Here is a 16,970-nt window from a genome sequence, read left to right on the forward strand (position 1 = left end):
ACCGTCTCCTCGCCTACATGGATCGAAACGGCAAGCCGGCGCCGTTGATGACGCTGGCGCTCGCCGCCTGGCTGGTGTTCTACCTCGGCCGCTTCCAGGGTGCGGAGGCCTATCCGCCGCGCGACGGCGCCGACATCCTCGCCAAGGTGAAGGCGATCGGTGCGCTCGACGACGGCACGGAGAAGGGCCGCGAGGCGATGGTTGCCGCCTATCTCGGCGAGGCCGCCTTCTGGGGCAAGTCGATCGACACGCCGGCGCTCAGGAGTGCCGTCCTCGCCGACTTCGCCGCGCTGACCACCGAGCCGATGAGCTTCGAGCGTCTTGGCCAGTTGATCGACGCCCGCTGAGCAAGACTGCTGATTGGGCGGCGCCCAGCCCCCATATGTCACAAGACCGGCGCTCGGATGCGCCGGTCCCTTCGCCTCAAGTCCCAAGGATGAGAGCCATGCCGCGCGTTCTCAAGATCCACCCCGACGACAGCGTCGCCGTCGCCCTCGAGCCGCTCGCCAAGGGCACCGTGATCGACGCCTTCGGTCTCACACTCGGCGACGACGTGCCGCAGGCGCACAAGTTCGCCCTGAAGGACATCGCCGCCGGCGACAAGGTGATCAAATACGGCGCGGTGATCGGCATCGCCCGCGAGGCGATCGCCAAGGGAGCGCATGTCCACGTCCACAATCTCAAGACCGCGCTCGGCGACATCCTCGACTATCAATACGCCGGCAATGTCGCGGCCCGTCCGCAGAATGGCGGTCCGGTGCCGACCATCTCGGCCTATGAGCGGGTCAATGGCGACATCGGCATTCGCAACGACCTCTTCATCGTGCCGCTGGTCGGCTGCATCAACGGCCTCGCCGACAACATCGCCAAGGCGGTGGAGAAGGCAATGACGGCGTCGCCGTCACCGCGCTCGCCGCCTCGGGCTGTCACATGGTGCTGTTCACCACCGGTCGCGGCACGCCGCTCGGCGGCGTCGTCCCCACCATGAAGATCGCCACCAACTCCGACCTTGCCGGCCGCAAGCCGCACTGGATCGACTTCGACGCCGGTCCCATCGCCACCGGAAAGACCACCGTCGAGGGCCTCCGCGACAGCTTCGTCGAGGCCGTCCTCGACATCGCATCCGGAAAGCCGACCAAGAACGAAACAAACGACATCAAGGAAATCGTCATCTTCAAAACAGGCGTGACGCTGTGAGGTGAGCCCTCAACGCTGGAGGGCGGCGAGCTTCGCGGCAAGGCCGATGAAGAGCGCCCCCAGCGAACGGTCGAGCCACAGGGTAAGCCGAGTGCTGGCGCGCAACCGCGCCGTCAGCCAGGCGCCCCCAAGAACCACCAAGGGCTCCACCGTCGCGGCAACCACGACGATCAGAACGCCGTGCAGCAGAAGCTGCAGCGGCACCGGCCCGGCGCCCTCGACGACGAACTGCGGCAGGAAGGCGAGAAAGAAGATCGCCACCTTTGGGTTCAGGATGTCGACCAGCATGCCCTGCAGGAAGACGGCGGAGAGGCGACTTTCGGCCGGGTCTTCCCCGACATCAAACGCAGTGGCTTTCGAGCGCAAGGCCTGAACGCCCAGGAAGGCGAGATAGGCGACGCCGGCCCACTTCACCAGCGAGAAGGCAGCGGCCGAAGTCGCGACGATGGCCGACAGGCCAATGGCAGCAAAGACCACGTGACAGAAGGCGCCGGCCCAGAGGCCGAACATGGCGGCCATCCCCTGCCGGCGGCCACCGCGCGCCGTATGACCGAGGATGAAGGCAATATCCGGCCCCGGCGAGACGTTCAGCAGAAAAACCGCCACGAAGAAGGTCGCCCAGTGCGCCAGATCGTATGCCAACATGTGTCCCTCACCTCGTCATGCCCAAGCCTTATCTGTTCGCCGCCGACAATGCATGCCCAAACAGTCGCCTCACGCCCGCCGTCGCGCGGGCACATGCCGGGTTGCCCGAGCGGGAACATCAAGGTCGGCGGCCACGTCCGGTTCGGCCGGCAGGGGCGCGTTGGCCGGATGAGGCGGCTGGTAGATGGGATCGGGCAGCCCACCGCCCTTGTCGGTGGCGCGCACCGCCTCGCCGGGCGGGGTCAGCGCCGCCGCCGCGTTGTCGGACGCGAGGTGGCCGAGCAGATGCGTCAGGTTGACGATGCGGTCGGCCACCACATGGATGACGCCACTTTCGGACTGCATGCGGCCGGTGACCGATACCATGCGGGACCCGAGCACGATGGCGCGATGCGCCTCGAACACCTTGGCCCAGACGACGATGTTGGCGATGCCGCTCTCGTCTTCGAGCGTCAGGAAAATGGTGCCCTTGGCAGTGCCCGGTCGCTGACGCACCACGATGAGGCCGGCCACCGTGACACGGCGGCCGTCGGCGGTCCGCGTCAGGTCGTCGCAGGGCATGGCGCGCAGGCGATCGAGATGGGAGCGCAGGAAACTGACAGGATGGGCACGCAGCGACATCCGGAGATGACGATAGTCCATCACCACCTCCTCGCCCGGCAGCATCGGCGGCAGGTGCATGTCCGGCTCGGTTTCGCGCCCCGCACCCTCGGCTGCCAGGAACAGTGGCAGGTCGTCCTTGTCGCCGGAACGTCCAAGACCGCGCACCGCCCAAAGCGCATCACGCCGGCTGAGCCCGAGCGAGGCGAAGGCATCGGCGTCGGCAAGCCGTTCCAGCGTCGAGCTCGGCAGGCCAGTGCGGAGCCAGACGTCGCGGACGGAGTCGTAGCCCCTGTCACGACGCTCGGCGACTAGTCGGCCGTCATTTTCCTTGAGGCCTTCCACCTCGCGGAAGCCGAGGCGAAGGGCATGGGTCGTCCGGATATGCCCGGCCATCGAGGCGTGGCGCGGATGCGGCATCACCTCCGGCGCGCCGGGCTCCAGCGTCGCATCCCACTCCGAGAGGTTGATGTCCGGCGGTCGCACGGTGACGCCATGATCGCGCGCGTCACGCACGATCTGGGCCGGCGCATAGAACCCGAGCGGTTGGGCGTTGAGCAGCGAGGCGGCGAAGACGTCCGGATAGTAGCACTTGATGAAAGCCGAGGCGTAGACCAGCAGCGCGAAGCTCGCGGCGTGGCTTTCGGGAAAGCCGTATTCGCCGAAGCCTTCGATCTGCCTGAAGCAATTCTCGGCGAAGCTGCGATCGTAACCGCGCCCAGCCATGCCCTCGACCATCTTGTCGCGGAAGGTGTGGATGGTGCCCATGCGGCGGAAGGTGGCCATGGCGCGTCGGAGCTTGTCCGCCTCGCCTGGCGTGAAACCGGCGGCGACGATCGCGATGCGCATCGCCTGTTCCTGGAAAAGCGGCACGCCCAGCGTCTTGCCGAGCACCTGTTCCAGTTCATTTTTCGGACCGTGCTCGGGTGACGGCGAAGGATAATTGACCTGCTCGATGCCCTGCCTCCGCCTGAGATAGGGATGGACCATGTTGCCCTGGATCGGCCCTGGACGGACGATCGCCACCTCGATGACGAGATCATAGAAATGGTTCGGTCTGAGGCGCGGCAGCATGCTCATCTGCGCCCGGCTCTCGATCTGGAAGACGCCGAGCGTGTCGGCGCGCTGGATCATGGCGTAGACCGCCTTCCGTTCGGCCGGCAGGCTGGCGAGCGTCCAGTGTCGATCGTATTGCTCGCCAAGCATCTTCAGCGCCTTGGCGAGCGCCGTCAGCATGCCCAGGGCGAGAATGTCGACCTTCAGCATGCCAAGCGCGTCAAGGTCATCCTTGTCCCATTCGACGAAGGTGCGGTCGGCCATGGCGGCGTTGCCGATCGGCACGGCTTCGTCGAGCCGGCCCGCCGTCAACACGAAACCACCGACATGCTGGCTGAGATGGCGCGGAAAGCCCGAGAGTTCGCCGGCGTATTTCAGCACCATGGCGAGACGCGCCTCGGTGGGGTCGAAGCCGGTGCGGCGGGCGTCGTCGTCCTTCAGTCCCTTCGATGGCGAGCCCCAGACAGAACCGGACAACGCCGTCACCGCATCATCGGTAAGGCCGAACACCTTGCCCACCTCGCGCACGGCACTGCGGCCACGGTAGGTGATCACCGTGGCGGCGATACCGGCCTTCTCCCGACCGTAGCGCTGGTAGATGTACTGCATCACCTCCTCGCGCCGGCCATGCTCGAAATCGACGTCGATATCCGGCGGCTCGTCGCGCTCGATCGAGATGAAGCGCTCGAACAGCAGATCGCCTCGCCTGGGATCCACGTCGGTAATTCCGAGGCAATAGCAGACGACGGAATTGGCGGCGGATCCGCGCCCCTGACAGAGAATGCTCTGCGAGCGCGCATAGCGGACGATATCGTAGACGGTGAGGAAATAGGGCTCGTATTCCTTCTGGGCGATGATGGCGAGTTCATGCTCGATGGTCTTGCGGATTGCCTCGTCAACTCCCTCCGGAAAGCGGCGCTTTACTCCCTCTTCGACCAAGGCTCTCAATGCCTCGGCGGCCGTGGCGTAGCCCTCGAAGGCTTCGCGCGGATATTCATACTTGAGTTCGTCGAGCGAGAAGCCGAGCCCATCAAGGAAACGCACCGTCTCGCTCACCGCCTGCGGCAGGTCGGCGAACAAGCGCTCCATTTCTTCCGGGCGCTTGAGATGGCGTTCGGCATTCTGTTCAAGGCGGAAGCCGGCCTCGTCGATGGTGACGTGCTCGCGGACGCAGGTGACGATGTCCTGTAGCGGTCGCCGTTCGGGGGTGTGGTAGAGCGGGTCGCCGAGGGCGATCGGCTTGATGCCGGCCGATTTTGCCAAGGTTGCAAAACCGGCAAGGCGCCGTCGGTCGTCGCCGAGGCGCGGCATGGTGACGCCGAGCCAAAGCTGGTCGGGCAAATCACCAGCGAGCGTCTTCACCTGGGCATCGAAGGCCGGCAGACGACGCCGTGGCGGCACCGCGATCAACCGAAGCCCTTCCGAAAACGCCTTGAGATCGTCAACCGTCAGGATGCAATCGCCCTTCTCTGCCCGCCTGTTACCGGTAGTCAGCAGACGGCAGAGCCGGCCATAAGCGGCGCGATCCTTGGGATAGGCGAGGATGTCTGGCGTGCCGTCGGCAAAGACGAGACGGGAGCCGACGGCGAGCCGCACGCCGTATTCCTTGGCTGCCACATGAGCGCGCACGACGCCGGCCAGCGTGTTGCGGTCGGCGATGCCGATGCCGGCATAGCCAAGCTGCCCGGCCGCTCCCACCATCTCCAGGGGGTGAGAGGCGCCGCGCAGGAAGGAATAGTTGGTGACGGCGGCAAGCTCGGCATAGGCGGTCATGATCGCCTCCGCTCCTCAGGCAAACAGTCCGTGCACGAACCAGCGCGGATGCGTGGTTTCGACCTGAAAGAGGCCTTCGCGGAACATCCAGAAGCGGCGCCCCTCGGCGTCCTCGACGCGGAAATAGTCGCGCGTCGGCGCCTCCTGCCGCCACCACTCGCCGGCGATCCGCTCCGGTCCCTCGGCGCGCTTCACCTCATGCGTGACGCGCCGCCAGCGAAAGCGGAGCGGCGGACCATCCGGCACCGAGGCCATCGCTTCCACCAGTTCCGGCTGAGCGAACAGACGGATCGGCCGCTCGGGCGGATCGCCGGGCAGGACATCGGATGCCGGGAAGCTGCCCTCTTCCGCCACGTGGGCCGGCACGGCGCGGCTTGCCCGCTCGGGAATATGGCTCGCATAGAACTTGAGACGCCGCACGCGGCCCCGGCCGATGCGGGCCCCGACCCGGTCGACGAAGCGGGTCAGTTCCAGCGCCGTGTCGGCCCCGGCAAGCGACAGGACCTCGGCGTCGCGACGGCTCGCCTCGGTCACGGCGACGGTGACGCAGTCGAAGCCATAGCCGGCGTCGAAATCCTCGGCGAGGCTGTCGAGCCGGCGGCAGAGGATATCCTGCATGACCGTTGCCTCGCGGCTTGGCCGGCTGAGGCCCGCCTCGACATGGGCGAGCGCGCCATCGACGCGCCAGAGGCTGAGGCGAAGACGCAACGCCCCCTCGCCAGCGGCCTCCAGCCGTTCGGCCAGTGCGCCGATCAGCGACAGGGCGACGGCGCGCACATCTTCCTGACGGGCAATCGGCTCGAAGAAGCGTCGCTCGGCGCAATAAGGAGCGACGGGCAGTCGTGGAGAAAAGGCCTCGTCGGCGAGCCCCAGCGCCCTGTCGAGCTGGATGAGCGGAGTACGGCCGAAGCGGGCGGTGAGCGGGGCGCGTGGGCCGTCCATCAGGTCGCCGATGCGCTTGAGACCAACGCGGGCGAGCGCATCCACAGTCATCGCGTCGAGCCGCAGCGCCGCCATGGGCAGGCCTGCCAGCGCTCGCCGCTCCTCGCCGGCCTGCAACCGCCCGCCTCGCCCGAAGGCAGCAAGCGCATGGGCGGCGCCGATGGTCGAGGCGATGGCGATGACGACCGTCATCCCCTGTCGTTCGAGCCGTTGCGCCATGTCGGCCGCCAACGCCTCTTCGCCACCGAACAGATGGGCGCAGCCGGCAATGTCGAGGACCAGCGTGAAATCCTCCGGATAGGGAAACTCCAAGTCGACGGACGACGTACCAATGCGGCGGCCGGCCAGCGGCGTATAGCGCTGCGCCCAATCGCAGAGACGATCGAGGAAGGCGGCATCGGCCTCGGGGTCGGCGGCCCGCACATCGAGCCCGGGTACGCGGGCGCGGGCATCGGCCAGACCGAGCCCCGGCTGCAACCCAAGCCGCACCGCCTGCTCGTCGACATGGGCGAGACGCACGGCGCTCCGATGCTTCGCCGTCAGCACCATGGGCGGGCGCGCAGCTGTCTCAGCCGATGCGGAAGGGGACGACCGCTCCCGATCCAGACGGGCGAGACGGTCGGTTGCCAGATGCGGCAGCCAGGCGACCAGATAGCGGGACTGCCAAGGGGCCGACCCCCTGGGTTTTAGGCCTGACGCGCGGGGTTCGGAAGGATTGCTCATCGATACGCCACTCCATCATCCACCCGCCGACAGGACCAAGGCGGTTACGCGCGAGGTCGGCCGCGAAAACCGGATTGCCGGGGTGTCGGCCGCCGTCGCTCGGGGCGGCCGAGATGCGCCAGCGCGTGACGGCGCTGGTCGGTCCCGGCACGCCGCCCGTCCTCAGCAGGATACCGGTGGCGCGGCCGCCATCGGCGATCAGCGACAAGCGGCGGCAGGCCGTCAGATCCAGCCGGCGGTCGTCGCCGAAGGGTTCGATCAACACCGCCGCGAAGGCGCGGGCGGCAAGCCCTTCCTCGGCAGCGCGCAGCACGTCGGCAGTATCGCCGGCCGTCACCGCGACGAGCCGCGACGGATCGAGGCCGAAAGCGGCCAGGCCAGGCCCATAGGGTTCGCCGGCCTCGCGCCCGGCCATCTCGGCCCGCACCCAAAGCCAGAGGCTGTCCCGCCCGGCCGCTCTCAGCAGCAGCCCGGCGCAGGCCAGTGCGAAGCCGGTTGCCGAAGCCATGTCGGGCGCACCAGCCGGGCTCACGTCGTGCAGCGCACCACGCTTGAGGCCGCCCGTCGCCGCATCGACCTCCGGATGGCCGAAGGGAAGCGCCGTCGTCTCCGCGCCCGCCCAGGCGTTCGCGACCCGGCCACCGCGAAAGACGGAAGTCGGCGCGGCACGAACTGCGGCGGGCGCGATGTCGTGCACCGGCACGCCGGCCAATTCTTCCACAGCTCCTGGATCGGCACGATCATCGCGCCGGCCGCGTGCCCGTTCCAATTGGGCAACCTGCCGTCGAAGCATAGCGATCCTGTCCGTCGACTCGCTGGCGAGCACGGTTCAAACCCCCTTTTCCGTGGTTTTGTTCTCTATATGTTCCAGTATAGGAGAGGCTTTCGAAGAGTCAACGGGGATGCGACGGAAACCCGCCGGGATCCATCTGTTCGGACTCGCAAAATCGTCGTTTTCCTGACAGCTTCGGTCATGCCTCGACCAGGGTCAGGCCGGAGGCCCTGAAGGGGGCGAGCACCTCTTCGCCAAGGTCCGACACCGTCACGAGAGTACCGGCATCGCTGAGCGGCATGATCTGGTAGGGCGACGCCGCCCCCAGCTTTTCGCGCGTCGCCAGCACGATGGTTTCCGCCGACTGACGGGCGATCAGGCGCTTGATCGCCGCTTCCTCCCGGTCGCCGGTGGTGACGCCGGTTTCCGGATGAATGCCGGTCGCGCCCATGAAGAAGAGATCGGCGCGGATGCGCGAGATCGCCTCGGCGGAGGTCGCCCCCACCGCGACGATGGAATGCTTGAACAGCCTGCCGCCGATGAGTTCGACCTCCACATGGGGATGGCGGACGAGTTCCACGGCGATGCTCGGGCTGTGGGTCACGACGACTGCCTTGAGGTTCTGGGGAAGATGACGCGCCAGCTGCACGTTCGTCGTGCCACCGTCGAGAAAGACGACCTGCCCGGGCTGGATCATGCGGGCGGCGGCCTGTCCGAGCCGCGCCTTCACCGACGAGCCGACTTGTTCGCGCGCGGCGAAATCGGCAACTGCCGACGAGGCCGGCAGGGCTCCTCCATGCACGCGCTGCAGCAACCCCTCGCCGGCAAGTTCGCGCAGATCCCGGCGGATCGTATCCTCGGACACGCCAAGCTTCTGGCTGAAATCCTTGGCCACGAGACGGCCTTCCTGCCTCAATACCTGTTGGATCAAGGCCTTGCGTTCAGACGTGAGCATGCATTCCCCATTTGCACGAAATTTCTTGACTATGCACGATATTGCACGAAACTAGAGGCAGGTCCAGAGTCCCGAATGGTAAGGATACGATCTTGAGCATAGCCGATCGCGTTCGCGTGGAAGACGTCACCGTCCTCTCCAACGACTGGTACGTCCTGAAGAAGACAACCTTTTCCTTCCGCCGCAGCGACGGAAGCTGGCAGCGCCAATCGCGCGAGACCTACGACCGGGGGAATGGCGCAACGATCCTCCTCTACGACCCGGACCGCCGCACCGTGATCCTGACCCGCCAGTTTCGCTATCCGGCCTTCGTCAACGGCCATGACGACTTGCTGATCGAAGCGCCGGCCGGACTTCTCGACGATGCCGCGCCCGAGGATCGCATCCGAGCCGAGACGGAGGAGGAAACGGGATTTCGCGTGCGCGACGTCCGCCCGATCTTCGACGCCTTCATGAGCCCCGGCTCGGTTACGGAGCGACTGCATTTCTTCGTCGGCCGGTACGAACCCGGCGACAGAATCTCAGCTGGCGGCGGCAACGAGATCGAGGGCGAGGACATCGCCGTTCTCGAAGTCGACATCGACGAGGCGCTGGCGATGATCGGTTCGGGCGCCATCCGCGACGGCAAGACGATCATGCTCCTGCAATACGCTGCCCTCCATCTCTTTCCGCAATCGGCACAGACCAAGGATGCCCCTCGGTGATGCCCTCCATGACCGGATCTTCCATCCGGCGGCCGAGCGCCGTCCTGCCATTTGCGACTCAGTTACTCGCCTCCCCGGTGAAACCAAGAGTGCCGACAATGACGTCCGCGTGGCGCGAGCGCGTGGGTCAGCGGTCTATCAACGGCTGGAAGAGGTTGCCGGGAATGATCGATCGCGACGGTGGGCAATCAGCCCTTTAGAGCACCCGCCGATCAGGTTGAATCAACCTGATCGAAAAGCGGCTGCTCCAGCAAATGAATCTGGAGCATTCGCTGGACGACCAAATGTTTCAATTTGGTCGGCGAATGCTCTAGGCGGCGACTTGCGCTGCGCCCGGGGACCGCTGACCTCGACGATGCGAGGCCCGCCCTCAAGCAGCCCCAGATCGTCCTGCCGCAGCATGATCTTGAGTCGCCGATCCACCTTGGCGCGCAGTTTCGGATATTCGATCGACACCGCGATACGCATCCCCCCTCCTCGAAATCTCCCAATCCCCTTTCGCCCGTAATCAGGAAGCCGATCACGGTCAAATCTCGGTTCCCCTCGTCCTTCGCCTTGACGTCGCCATGGATTGGTCTCACACAGGCCCCGTCCGGCGAAACGCTCCGACAGGATCCCCCGTGCCCAACCGTTCTCCAGAATTCGCCCGCATCGAAGCGGCAACAGATGAATCCATCCGTCGTGCCGCCGACCTCATCCGGCAGGGAAATCTCGTCGCCTTTCCGACCGAGACCGTCTACGGCCTCGGCGCTGACGCCACGCACGGGCAAGCTGTGGCCGCCATATACGAGGCCAAGGGGCGCCCAACCTTCAATCCGTTGATCGCTCACGTCGACAGCATCGCCATGGCCGAAACGCTGGTCGTCTTCGATCCGCTGTCACGGCGGCTGGCCGAAGCTTTCTGGCCAGGACCATTGACGCTGGTACTGCCGTCCCGGCCGGACTGCCCGGTGTCCTCGCTGGCCACGGCGGGGCTCGACACGCTCGCCGTGCGCATGCCGGCGCACCGGGTGGCGCTCGATCTGATCCGCGCCTCCGGCGTGCCGATCGTGGCGCCAAGCGCCAACACCTCGGGTCACGTGAGCCCGACCTCCGCCGCTCACGTCTACGGCGACCTCTCCCGCCGCGTTCCGCTGATCCTTGACGGCGGTCGCACCGAGGTTGGCCTCGAATCGACCATTCTGCAGGTCCGCGACGACATCCCCTATCTTCTGCGGCCGGGCGGCCTTGCCCGCGAGGAGATCGAGGCGACGGCTGGTGTTGCCGTCGTCCGCTCGGAAGGCGATCCATCCGCAGCCCCGGTCGCACCCGGCATGCTCGCCTCCCATTACGCGCCGCATGCCCGCGTTCGTCTCGATGCCCGCCGCGTCGAACCCAACGAAGCGCTGCTCGCCTTCGGCGGGACGCCCGTACGCGGCGTCGCAGATGCAAAGCGCGTCTTCAATCTCAGCCCGACGGGCAGCTTGCGCGAGGCGGCAGCCAACCTGTTTGACATGCTGCGCCGGGCCGACGGCCAGGATATCGCCGGAATCGCCGTGGCGCCGATCCCCACTCACGGGCTGGGCGAGGCGATCCGCGATCGGCTGACGCGCGCGGCAGCACCACGCTAAACCTTCCTGCTACTTGACGGCACGGTTGCAGCGGCATCCTCTATCCTAGGATTTTCACGGACGCCGCCTGGCGTCATGCGGAGAGGGTGCATGCGGACACTTTTCCTGAGCCACCCACGCTATCGCGACCATCTCGCCCCGGAAAACCATCCCGAGCAGCCCGACCGCATCATCGCCATCGAGCGGCAACTTGAAGGCGAAGCGTTCCAGAATCTGATCCGCGACGTAGCGCGCCCCGTCACCGACGCAGAGATCCAGCGCGTCCATCCGGCTGGCTACGTCGACCACATCCGCATTCAGGCGCCGCATGACGGGCTGATGTCGATCAGCAGCGACACCATCCTGTCCAATGGAACTTACGAGGCTGCAAGGCTCGCGGCGGGCGCCGCCTGCCTCGCCGTGGACGAAGTGATGACCGGCCTCGTCGACAACGCCTTTTCCGCGGCTCGCCCCCCCGGACATCATGCCAGCGCCCGGCAGGCCATGGGCTTTTGCTTCTTCAATCACGCCGCCATCGCCGCCCGTCACGCCCAGGCGACTCACGGAGCCGAACGCGTCGCCATCGTCGACTTCGACGTCCACCACGGCAACGGCACGCAGAACATCTTCCATGACGACGAGTCGGTGTTCTACGCCTCCATCCACCAGGCACACCTGTTCCCTGGTACCGGCGAGGCATCCGAGACCGGCGTCGCCGGCAACATCCTCAACATTCCGATTGGCGCCGGCGCCGACGGGGCGGCCGTTCTCGCAGCGATGACAGGCGCCGTTCTGCCAGCGGTTGCCGCATTCCGGCCCAATCTCCTGGTGCTTTCGGCTGGCTTCGATGCCCATTATCGCGACCCACTTGGCGACCTAAACCTCGTCGAGGCCGATTACGCCGTCCTTACCCGCGCCCTGATGGACGTCGCCGATCGTGTCTGCGCTGGCCGCGTCGTGTCCCTGCTGGAAGGTGGCTACGACATCAATGCCCTCGGCCTCTCGGCCGCTGCCCACGTCTCGGCGTTGATGGGACATTGACGCGAACAAAGAATACCACCTGAAGCCGGCGTAATAGGCGGGATGCCCCAGTTCAACGACCGGTCGAGGGCAGCCACGACCAGTGTTCGGAGCCATGCGTAGCGACTTTAGGCGCAACTGTTTGGCACCAAGCCTCATCATCGCCCGACGAAGGTCCCGTCTCGTCATGCAATGCCGCCCCTATCGGCAACCGATCCGGCCGGCAACTCAAATTATTCTTAACGATCAGTTAAGTTTTTCTTGGCACGCCCATTCACTTTGCATCGTCTTGGATACTTGATTAGCTTTTGACCTCTACCCTCGGCAAAGCAAATGTCGCATTTTGGCCACGCACTCAAAAATCCAATACGATGTAGGAAGAAATCCGAACCGCATGAATGCTGTCTGCCCTTGTTCAGCCTCATTCGCAGGATTAATATATGAACGTGGAAAGCGTGATTTAGACACGCTATTCCAGAATGAATACATAAGACAAACCACGTACCCGGCAACGGGGTAGGACGGTACCCAGATGGTTAAGCAAGCTGACGCTGTTAACAAGGGCCAGATCCAACAAGGCAGCGAGTTGGAGCTTGATGCCCAATATCACGAGATCGGCATTCCCGCGGTGAACGCCGCCGCGCGCGCAATGCGTCGCCAAGTGCAGCAGAAAGACTACACGACGGTCCAGCAGACCGCGCCCATGTTCTCGTACGAGGACTGATCGATCGACCTATCGGGGCCAGTGCGCAGCCGGCCCGACGGTGATCTTCCCTTCAGATTTGTTCCGGAGGCTTGATGCGACGGCCAGTGATGGCTTGGCGCGTGAGGTAGGGCTTTTGCCTCCAGCATGAACAGCTGATTTTGTCGGCGGCCGGGGCACTCTGCTCCGGCCGCCGACGTTTCCGGGCTACCGAAAGCCACAGGAAACTCGCCTTTACAACAAGATAGAGCTCTTCCGCTGAACCTGAACTCAGCGGAGACGCCAGATCATCCGCCGTGCTTCATGCCGGCTCCGCCCATGGGCATGGCTCCATGTCCACCGGCCTTTGAGTCCTTCGCCTTGGCGCTGATCGCCTCGACGGCGAACTCCACCGGGACCTCACCCGCCTTCTCGAAGACAAGCGATCCCTTGACCGTTGCGCCGGCCTCGAGGGGGGCTGTCAGCTTCATGAACATCAGGTGGTAGGAGCCCGGTTTCAGCTCCACCGTGGAACCGGCGGGAATGGCAAGACCGCCCTCCAGCTGCCGCATCTTCATCACATCGCCATCCATGGTCATCTCATGGACTTCCGTACGGCCGGCCAGAGCGAAACTGCCGCCGATCAACCTGTCGGCCTCGTTGCCGGCATTGACGATGGTGACGAAGCCGCCGCCCATTTCGGCACCTTTTGCGGTGGCGCGCGTCCATGGGTGGTTGAGAGTGAGCGCACCGGCCTTGAACTCGTGGGCCAAGGCCGTCTCGATCGTCACCCCGGAGGCAGCGGGCAAAACCGAGACAGCGCAGGCGATCAATGCGGCGCGAAGAAGCGTGGTGGGAAACTGGACCATTGGGAACCTCGACAAAAATGAAATAGCAATCGCTTTCAGAGTGGCCGCGCGCCCGTCAAACGGGGCGATCCGGCGTGAAAGAGACCGTCGGTCTTTGTTGGAAGACAGAGACGTCAAACGAGGCTTGGGGGCGCCCGCTGTGGAGGTGGCCCACCGTCCGGCGCAGTCCGGAGGGGAGCCTCCGGCTCGACCGACCTCAGCCGCAATGGGAAGCGGGCCGGCTGGGGCAAGCCAATCATCGGCACAGGCAACGCGGCGACAACGCTTCCGAGACAGCATGAAAGACAGTCATGGGCGATCCGGACCGGATCTTCGACGGGTTGCGTCCTGTCGGCTTCGGCGATGACCGAACAAAGGGTGAAGCGATAGCCATCTCGCCCTTCGGCGTGGGCGACGGCGAGAGGCGCAAGAACCTGGAGCACAAGTGCATAGACGAACAGGACGCGCAGAAGACTGCCCGCCAACCCCGCCAGCTCTTCTCGCCGACCGTTGCCCCTCATGAGCTCACCGCTAACATATCCGACGAAACACTTACCAGATCGCCTTGGCGGTGCAATGTCCAGCGGGAAAGACTCGACCGGCGGCACGCCCGCGTATACAGAAACGGCAGACGGCAGCGCCTCCTTCTTCAGGGAGAAGTCGCCGCATTCGGAGATTATGCCCATCGCCAAGCGAACCGGCCTCGCGAAGGCCAGAGTTCTGGACGTCGCCTATGCTCAATGCGTTTCATCCCGTCGGCGACAAGCTCGAATACGCCCCCAATTGCGGCATCCTGGTTCCAGATCAGCAGACGCTGTGGATCGACCTGATGACGCCGACGCGTGCCGAGGAGCTGGCTGTCGAGAAGTTCATCGGCGCCGAGCTTCCTACACGCGCCGAGATGGAAGAGATCGAACCATCCAGCCGGTTGTCGGTTGCCAATGACGTTCTCTACCTCACCGCTGCCCTGCCCTGTCGCGCCGGCAGCAACGATCCGGGCATTACCGTCGTCACGTTCGTGCTCACAGACAAGCATCTCGTCACCGTCCGATACGACGAGCCGGGCACCATTCCTCTTGCCATCAAGAACGTGACGACGGCAGGGGCCAACGTGACGACCTCGCATGGCGCGCTGCTGACCATCCTGGAGGCCGCCATCGACCGGCTGGCCGACGTCATCGAGCAATCGGGCGCCCGCATCGAGACCATCGCCCGACGCGTATTCGAGGATGACTCGCGCACGTCGCCATCGGGCGACCGCTACAAGAGTTCGTTGCGACGCATCGGTCGCGAAGGCCTGCGCCTTGGCCATTTCCAGGAGAGCCTGATCTCGCTCTCCCGGCTTCTTCTTTTTCTCACGGCCAAGATGGAAGGGCCGCGTTACTCCAAGGAAGATATCGCCCGCCTGAAACCGATGAAGAGCGACGTGACGGCGCTGGCCGACCATTGCCGGGGGCAGGAAGAGCGCATCACCTTCCTGCTCGACGCGACGCTGGGTCTCATTTCGATCCAGCAGAACGACACCATCAAGATCTTCTCGGTTCTGGCCGTGATCTTCATGCCTCCGACGCTGGTCGCCAGCTTCTACGGCATGAACTTCCGCTACATGCCGGAACTGGAATGGTCGTACGGCTATCTCTGGGGCATCGCCGCCATGATCCTGTCCGCGGCCGGCACCTACGGCCTCTTCCGCTGGAAGCGGTGGCTATGATCCGTGCAAGGGGCGTTCCCGGTCGTCGGGAGTGTCATCGACGGCGGAGGGCAGATCCGCAGGGCTTGGCTTGATGCGGGACTCCCTGAGATCGCCGTGTCGATCGAGCGTGGCATAGGCAATGGTGGCGAACTTGGAGTTGATCTCCTTCAGCGCCGCGATCGTCTCCAGGTGCTGGTTGCTCGAACCGAGACTGAGGTGATCGCCCTGGCGGAGCCGAGCAAGATGGGCGGCGCGGCTGTGGCTCTCCATCTCGGTCACCGCCTGCTTGTGGCTCACCAAACGCCGCGCCGTCGAGACGTCCCCGGTCCAGGCCGTCTCCTCGGCAAGAATGATCGCCTGATGCACGGCTTGCACCATGGCGTCAATCTCAGCCTTTCCCTCTTCGGAGAACTGATACTCGCCTTTGATCTGCTCCAACCGGAGGTTGATGAACTTGCCGGCAAAGATATCCCCGCAACGCTCCAGGCGGATCGCGAAATCGACGATTGGCCGGATGTCCGCCAGCTCCGCCTCGTCGACTGTCGGCAGCTTGGCATAGATCTCGCGGATGCTGGCCAAGGTGGCGTTCATCCGCCTTTCCAAGCCTGCCATCCGCTGCGGGTCGGGGACGGGCGCCGTGGCATCGTTGAGCATCAGCGCGGCGATTTCCAGCATGCTGGCGAGCTGGCGCTTGATCATCGGGAAAGCCAGACCAGCGTCGTCGACCACTCCTTTGGGCAGGCTGACGGTCAATGGCGTGCTATCGGCGCCAAAGCGTTGGTCGATGAAACGCGCCAGACGCATGCAAAGGGGGGCGGACAGCAGCAGCGTGGCATTGAATGCGAGATGCCCGGCAAGCATCACCTCGCCGGTACCAAAGCCAACGCGTCCCGTCAGTCCGCCGAAATGTGCGCCGACCAGCAACAGAAGACATAGCAGAACGAAGACAAGTCGCAGTGCCGCCACCGCTCCCGCGACCGCCTTGCTGCGTGCGCTTTCGTATTTCAGCAGCCATAGCGGCAGGAGCGCACTGCCCAGATTGGCCCCGAGCACGATCCCGAGGCCGGCGCCGATACCAAGCGGGGCATGAATGGCGAAAGCCATGGTTGCCAGCAGTGCCGCGATACTGGAGTGCATGAGGAGCGTCAGCGCGCCGCCGGCCAGCAAGGCCGTTACCGGATCGTTGTTGAGATAATCGACGATGGCGGCGGCGCCCGGCAGGTTGGCAAGCGGGGCGACGCTTTGCCTGATGATCGAGAGGGACAGGAAAATCAGTCCCAGGCCAAGTATGGTCCGGCCGTAGTTGCGAAGACGCGGCTCCGTCGCGCGCAGGTGAAGGTATCCTCCGACAAGAATGCAGAGCGGCCCCAATGCGGAGACCGGCAGTTGCAGAAACTGCACGGCCAACGCCGAGCCCATGTCGGCACCAAGAGCGACGCTCGCGGCGACACCAACCGGTATCGCCCCCGTGCCGGCAAGCCCGGCCACAATCAACACGACGGCGGTGCTGCCCTGCATGACGAGGCCAAGCCCCGTGCCGGTCATTACATTGCGGACCGTTGACGATCCCTCGCCAAGGCTCGACCGGATACGGCCACCCCACAGGCGCTCGATACCGATACGCATGAAGCGCACGGCAAACAGCAGAACCATTGCGCCGCTCAAAAGTTGGATCGCAAAGTTCAGGATCGTCATCGAACAGGCTTCCACTGGAGCTTCATTCCGGCAGTCTACACGCTTGCCGCCTAACAAATTCGGCAACTTGCCCCCC

At 64.9% G+C, this 16,970-nt stretch carries 16 protein-coding genes and 1 pseudogene; 8 read left to right on the forward strand and 9 right to left on the reverse strand.

From position 1 onward, the window contains the following. The 3 genes and pseudogenes from M4J40_RS13450 to M4J40_RS13460 form a co-directional block, all read left to right on the forward strand. Positions 1-347: pseudogene (locus M4J40_RS13450) on the forward strand (altronate oxidoreductase); the annotation flags it as partial. A 98-nt stretch (positions 348-445) separates the two neighbouring features. After that, on the forward strand, positions 446-988 hold the full coding sequence (locus M4J40_RS13455; protein ID WP_251754650.1) for a UxaA family hydrolase: 543 nt from the start codon (positions 446-448) through the stop codon (positions 986-988). Then, positions 931-1,197: a UxaA family hydrolase gene (locus M4J40_RS13460; protein ID WP_251754651.1), complete on the forward strand. Its 267-nt coding sequence runs from the start codon at positions 931-933 to the stop codon at positions 1,195-1,197. The genes M4J40_RS13455 and M4J40_RS13460 overlap by 58 nt, the downstream gene beginning before the upstream one ends. 9 nt (positions 1,198-1,206) lie before the next feature. Here the strand turns inward: M4J40_RS13460 and M4J40_RS13465 are convergent, their stop codons facing one another. The 5 genes from M4J40_RS13465 to M4J40_RS13485 form a co-directional block, all read right to left on the reverse strand. Next, complete coding sequence (locus M4J40_RS13465; protein WP_251754652.1) at positions 1,207-1,842, reverse strand: LysE family translocator; 636 nt, start codon at positions 1,840-1,842, stop codon at positions 1,207-1,209. Between the two features lie 69 nt (positions 1,843-1,911). Then, positions 1,912-5,271, reverse strand: a complete 3,360-nt coding sequence (locus tag M4J40_RS13470) for an error-prone DNA polymerase (protein ID WP_251754653.1) — start codon at positions 5,269-5,271, stop codon at positions 1,912-1,914. Between the two features lie 15 nt (positions 5,272-5,286). Continuing rightward, positions 5,287-6,762 carry a DNA polymerase Y family protein gene (locus M4J40_RS13475; protein WP_251754654.1) on the reverse strand — a complete coding sequence of 492 codons (1,476 nt, stop codon included), beginning with the start codon at positions 6,760-6,762 and terminating at the stop codon, positions 5,287-5,289. 19 nt (positions 6,763-6,781) lie between these two features. Next, positions 6,782-7,657 carry an ImuA family protein gene (locus tag M4J40_RS13480; RefSeq protein WP_251754655.1) on the reverse strand — a complete coding sequence of 292 codons (876 nt, stop codon included), beginning with the start codon at positions 7,655-7,657 and terminating at the stop codon, positions 6,782-6,784. 250 nt (positions 7,658-7,907) lie between these two features. Beyond that, positions 7,908-8,663 carry a DeoR/GlpR family DNA-binding transcription regulator gene (locus M4J40_RS13485; protein ID WP_251754656.1) on the reverse strand — a complete coding sequence of 252 codons (756 nt, stop codon included), beginning with the start codon at positions 8,661-8,663 and terminating at the stop codon, positions 7,908-7,910. A gap of 92 nt (positions 8,664-8,755) precedes the next feature. Here M4J40_RS13485 and M4J40_RS13490 point away from each other — a divergent pair, with 92 nt between their 5' ends. Then, positions 8,756-9,367: an NUDIX domain-containing protein gene (locus tag M4J40_RS13490; protein WP_251754657.1), complete on the forward strand. Its 612-nt coding sequence runs from the start codon at positions 8,756-8,758 to the stop codon at positions 9,365-9,367. Positions 9,368-9,589: 222 nt separating this feature from the next. On the opposite strand, the gene M4J40_RS13495 is transcribed toward M4J40_RS13490, so the two are convergent. Next, positions 9,590-9,835 (reverse strand): hypothetical protein, encoded by a 246-nt coding sequence (locus M4J40_RS13495; RefSeq protein WP_251754658.1) that lies wholly within the window; start codon positions 9,833-9,835, stop codon positions 9,590-9,592. A gap of 152 nt (positions 9,836-9,987) precedes the next feature. Between M4J40_RS13495 and M4J40_RS13500 the strand changes: the two genes are divergently transcribed. The 3 genes from M4J40_RS13500 to M4J40_RS13510 all read left to right on the forward strand — a co-directional run bounded on the left by M4J40_RS13500 (position 9,988) and on the right by M4J40_RS13510 (position 12,700). Next, positions 9,988-10,977 (forward strand): L-threonylcarbamoyladenylate synthase, encoded by a 990-nt coding sequence (locus M4J40_RS13500; protein WP_311134130.1) that lies wholly within the window; start codon positions 9,988-9,990, stop codon positions 10,975-10,977. A gap of 90 nt (positions 10,978-11,067) precedes the next feature. Beyond that, positions 11,068-11,997, forward strand: a complete 930-nt coding sequence (locus M4J40_RS13505; RefSeq protein WP_251754659.1) for a histone deacetylase family protein — start codon at positions 11,068-11,070, stop codon at positions 11,995-11,997. A gap of 511 nt (positions 11,998-12,508) precedes the next feature. Next, on the forward strand, positions 12,509-12,700 hold the full coding sequence (locus M4J40_RS13510; protein ID WP_100081086.1) for a hypothetical protein: 192 nt from the start codon (positions 12,509-12,511) through the stop codon (positions 12,698-12,700). Between the two features lie 266 nt (positions 12,701-12,966). Here M4J40_RS13510 and M4J40_RS13515 read toward each other — a convergent pair whose 3' ends face one another. Together M4J40_RS13515 and M4J40_RS13520 are read right to left on the reverse strand one after the other, a co-directional pair. Then, a complete protein-coding gene (locus M4J40_RS13515; RefSeq protein ID WP_251754660.1) occupies positions 12,967-13,527 on the reverse strand; it encodes a copper chaperone PCu(A)C in 561 nt (186 codons plus the stop codon). 113 nt (positions 13,528-13,640) lie between these two features. Then, a complete protein-coding gene (locus M4J40_RS13520; RefSeq protein ID WP_251754661.1) occupies positions 13,641-14,027 on the reverse strand; it encodes a hypothetical protein in 387 nt (128 codons plus the stop codon). 212 nt (positions 14,028-14,239) lie between these two features. Here M4J40_RS13520 and M4J40_RS13525 point away from each other — a divergent pair, with 212 nt between their 5' ends. Continuing rightward, on the forward strand, positions 14,240-15,217 hold the full coding sequence (locus M4J40_RS13525) for a magnesium transporter CorA family protein (protein WP_251754662.1): 978 nt from the start codon (positions 14,240-14,242) through the stop codon (positions 15,215-15,217). On the opposite strand, the gene M4J40_RS13530 is transcribed toward M4J40_RS13525, so the two are convergent. Next, positions 15,212-16,894 (reverse strand): Na/Pi cotransporter family protein, encoded by a 1,683-nt coding sequence (locus M4J40_RS13530; protein WP_251754663.1) that lies wholly within the window; start codon positions 16,892-16,894, stop codon positions 15,212-15,214. The two genes, M4J40_RS13525 and M4J40_RS13530, sit on opposite strands and share 6 nt — an antisense overlap. Positions 16,895-16,970 lie beyond the last annotated feature (76 nt).

This window comes from Pleomorphomonas sp. JP5 (assembly GCF_023721815.1).
Lineage (GTDB): Bacteria > Pseudomonadota > Alphaproteobacteria > Rhizobiales > Pleomorphomonadaceae > Pleomorphomonas.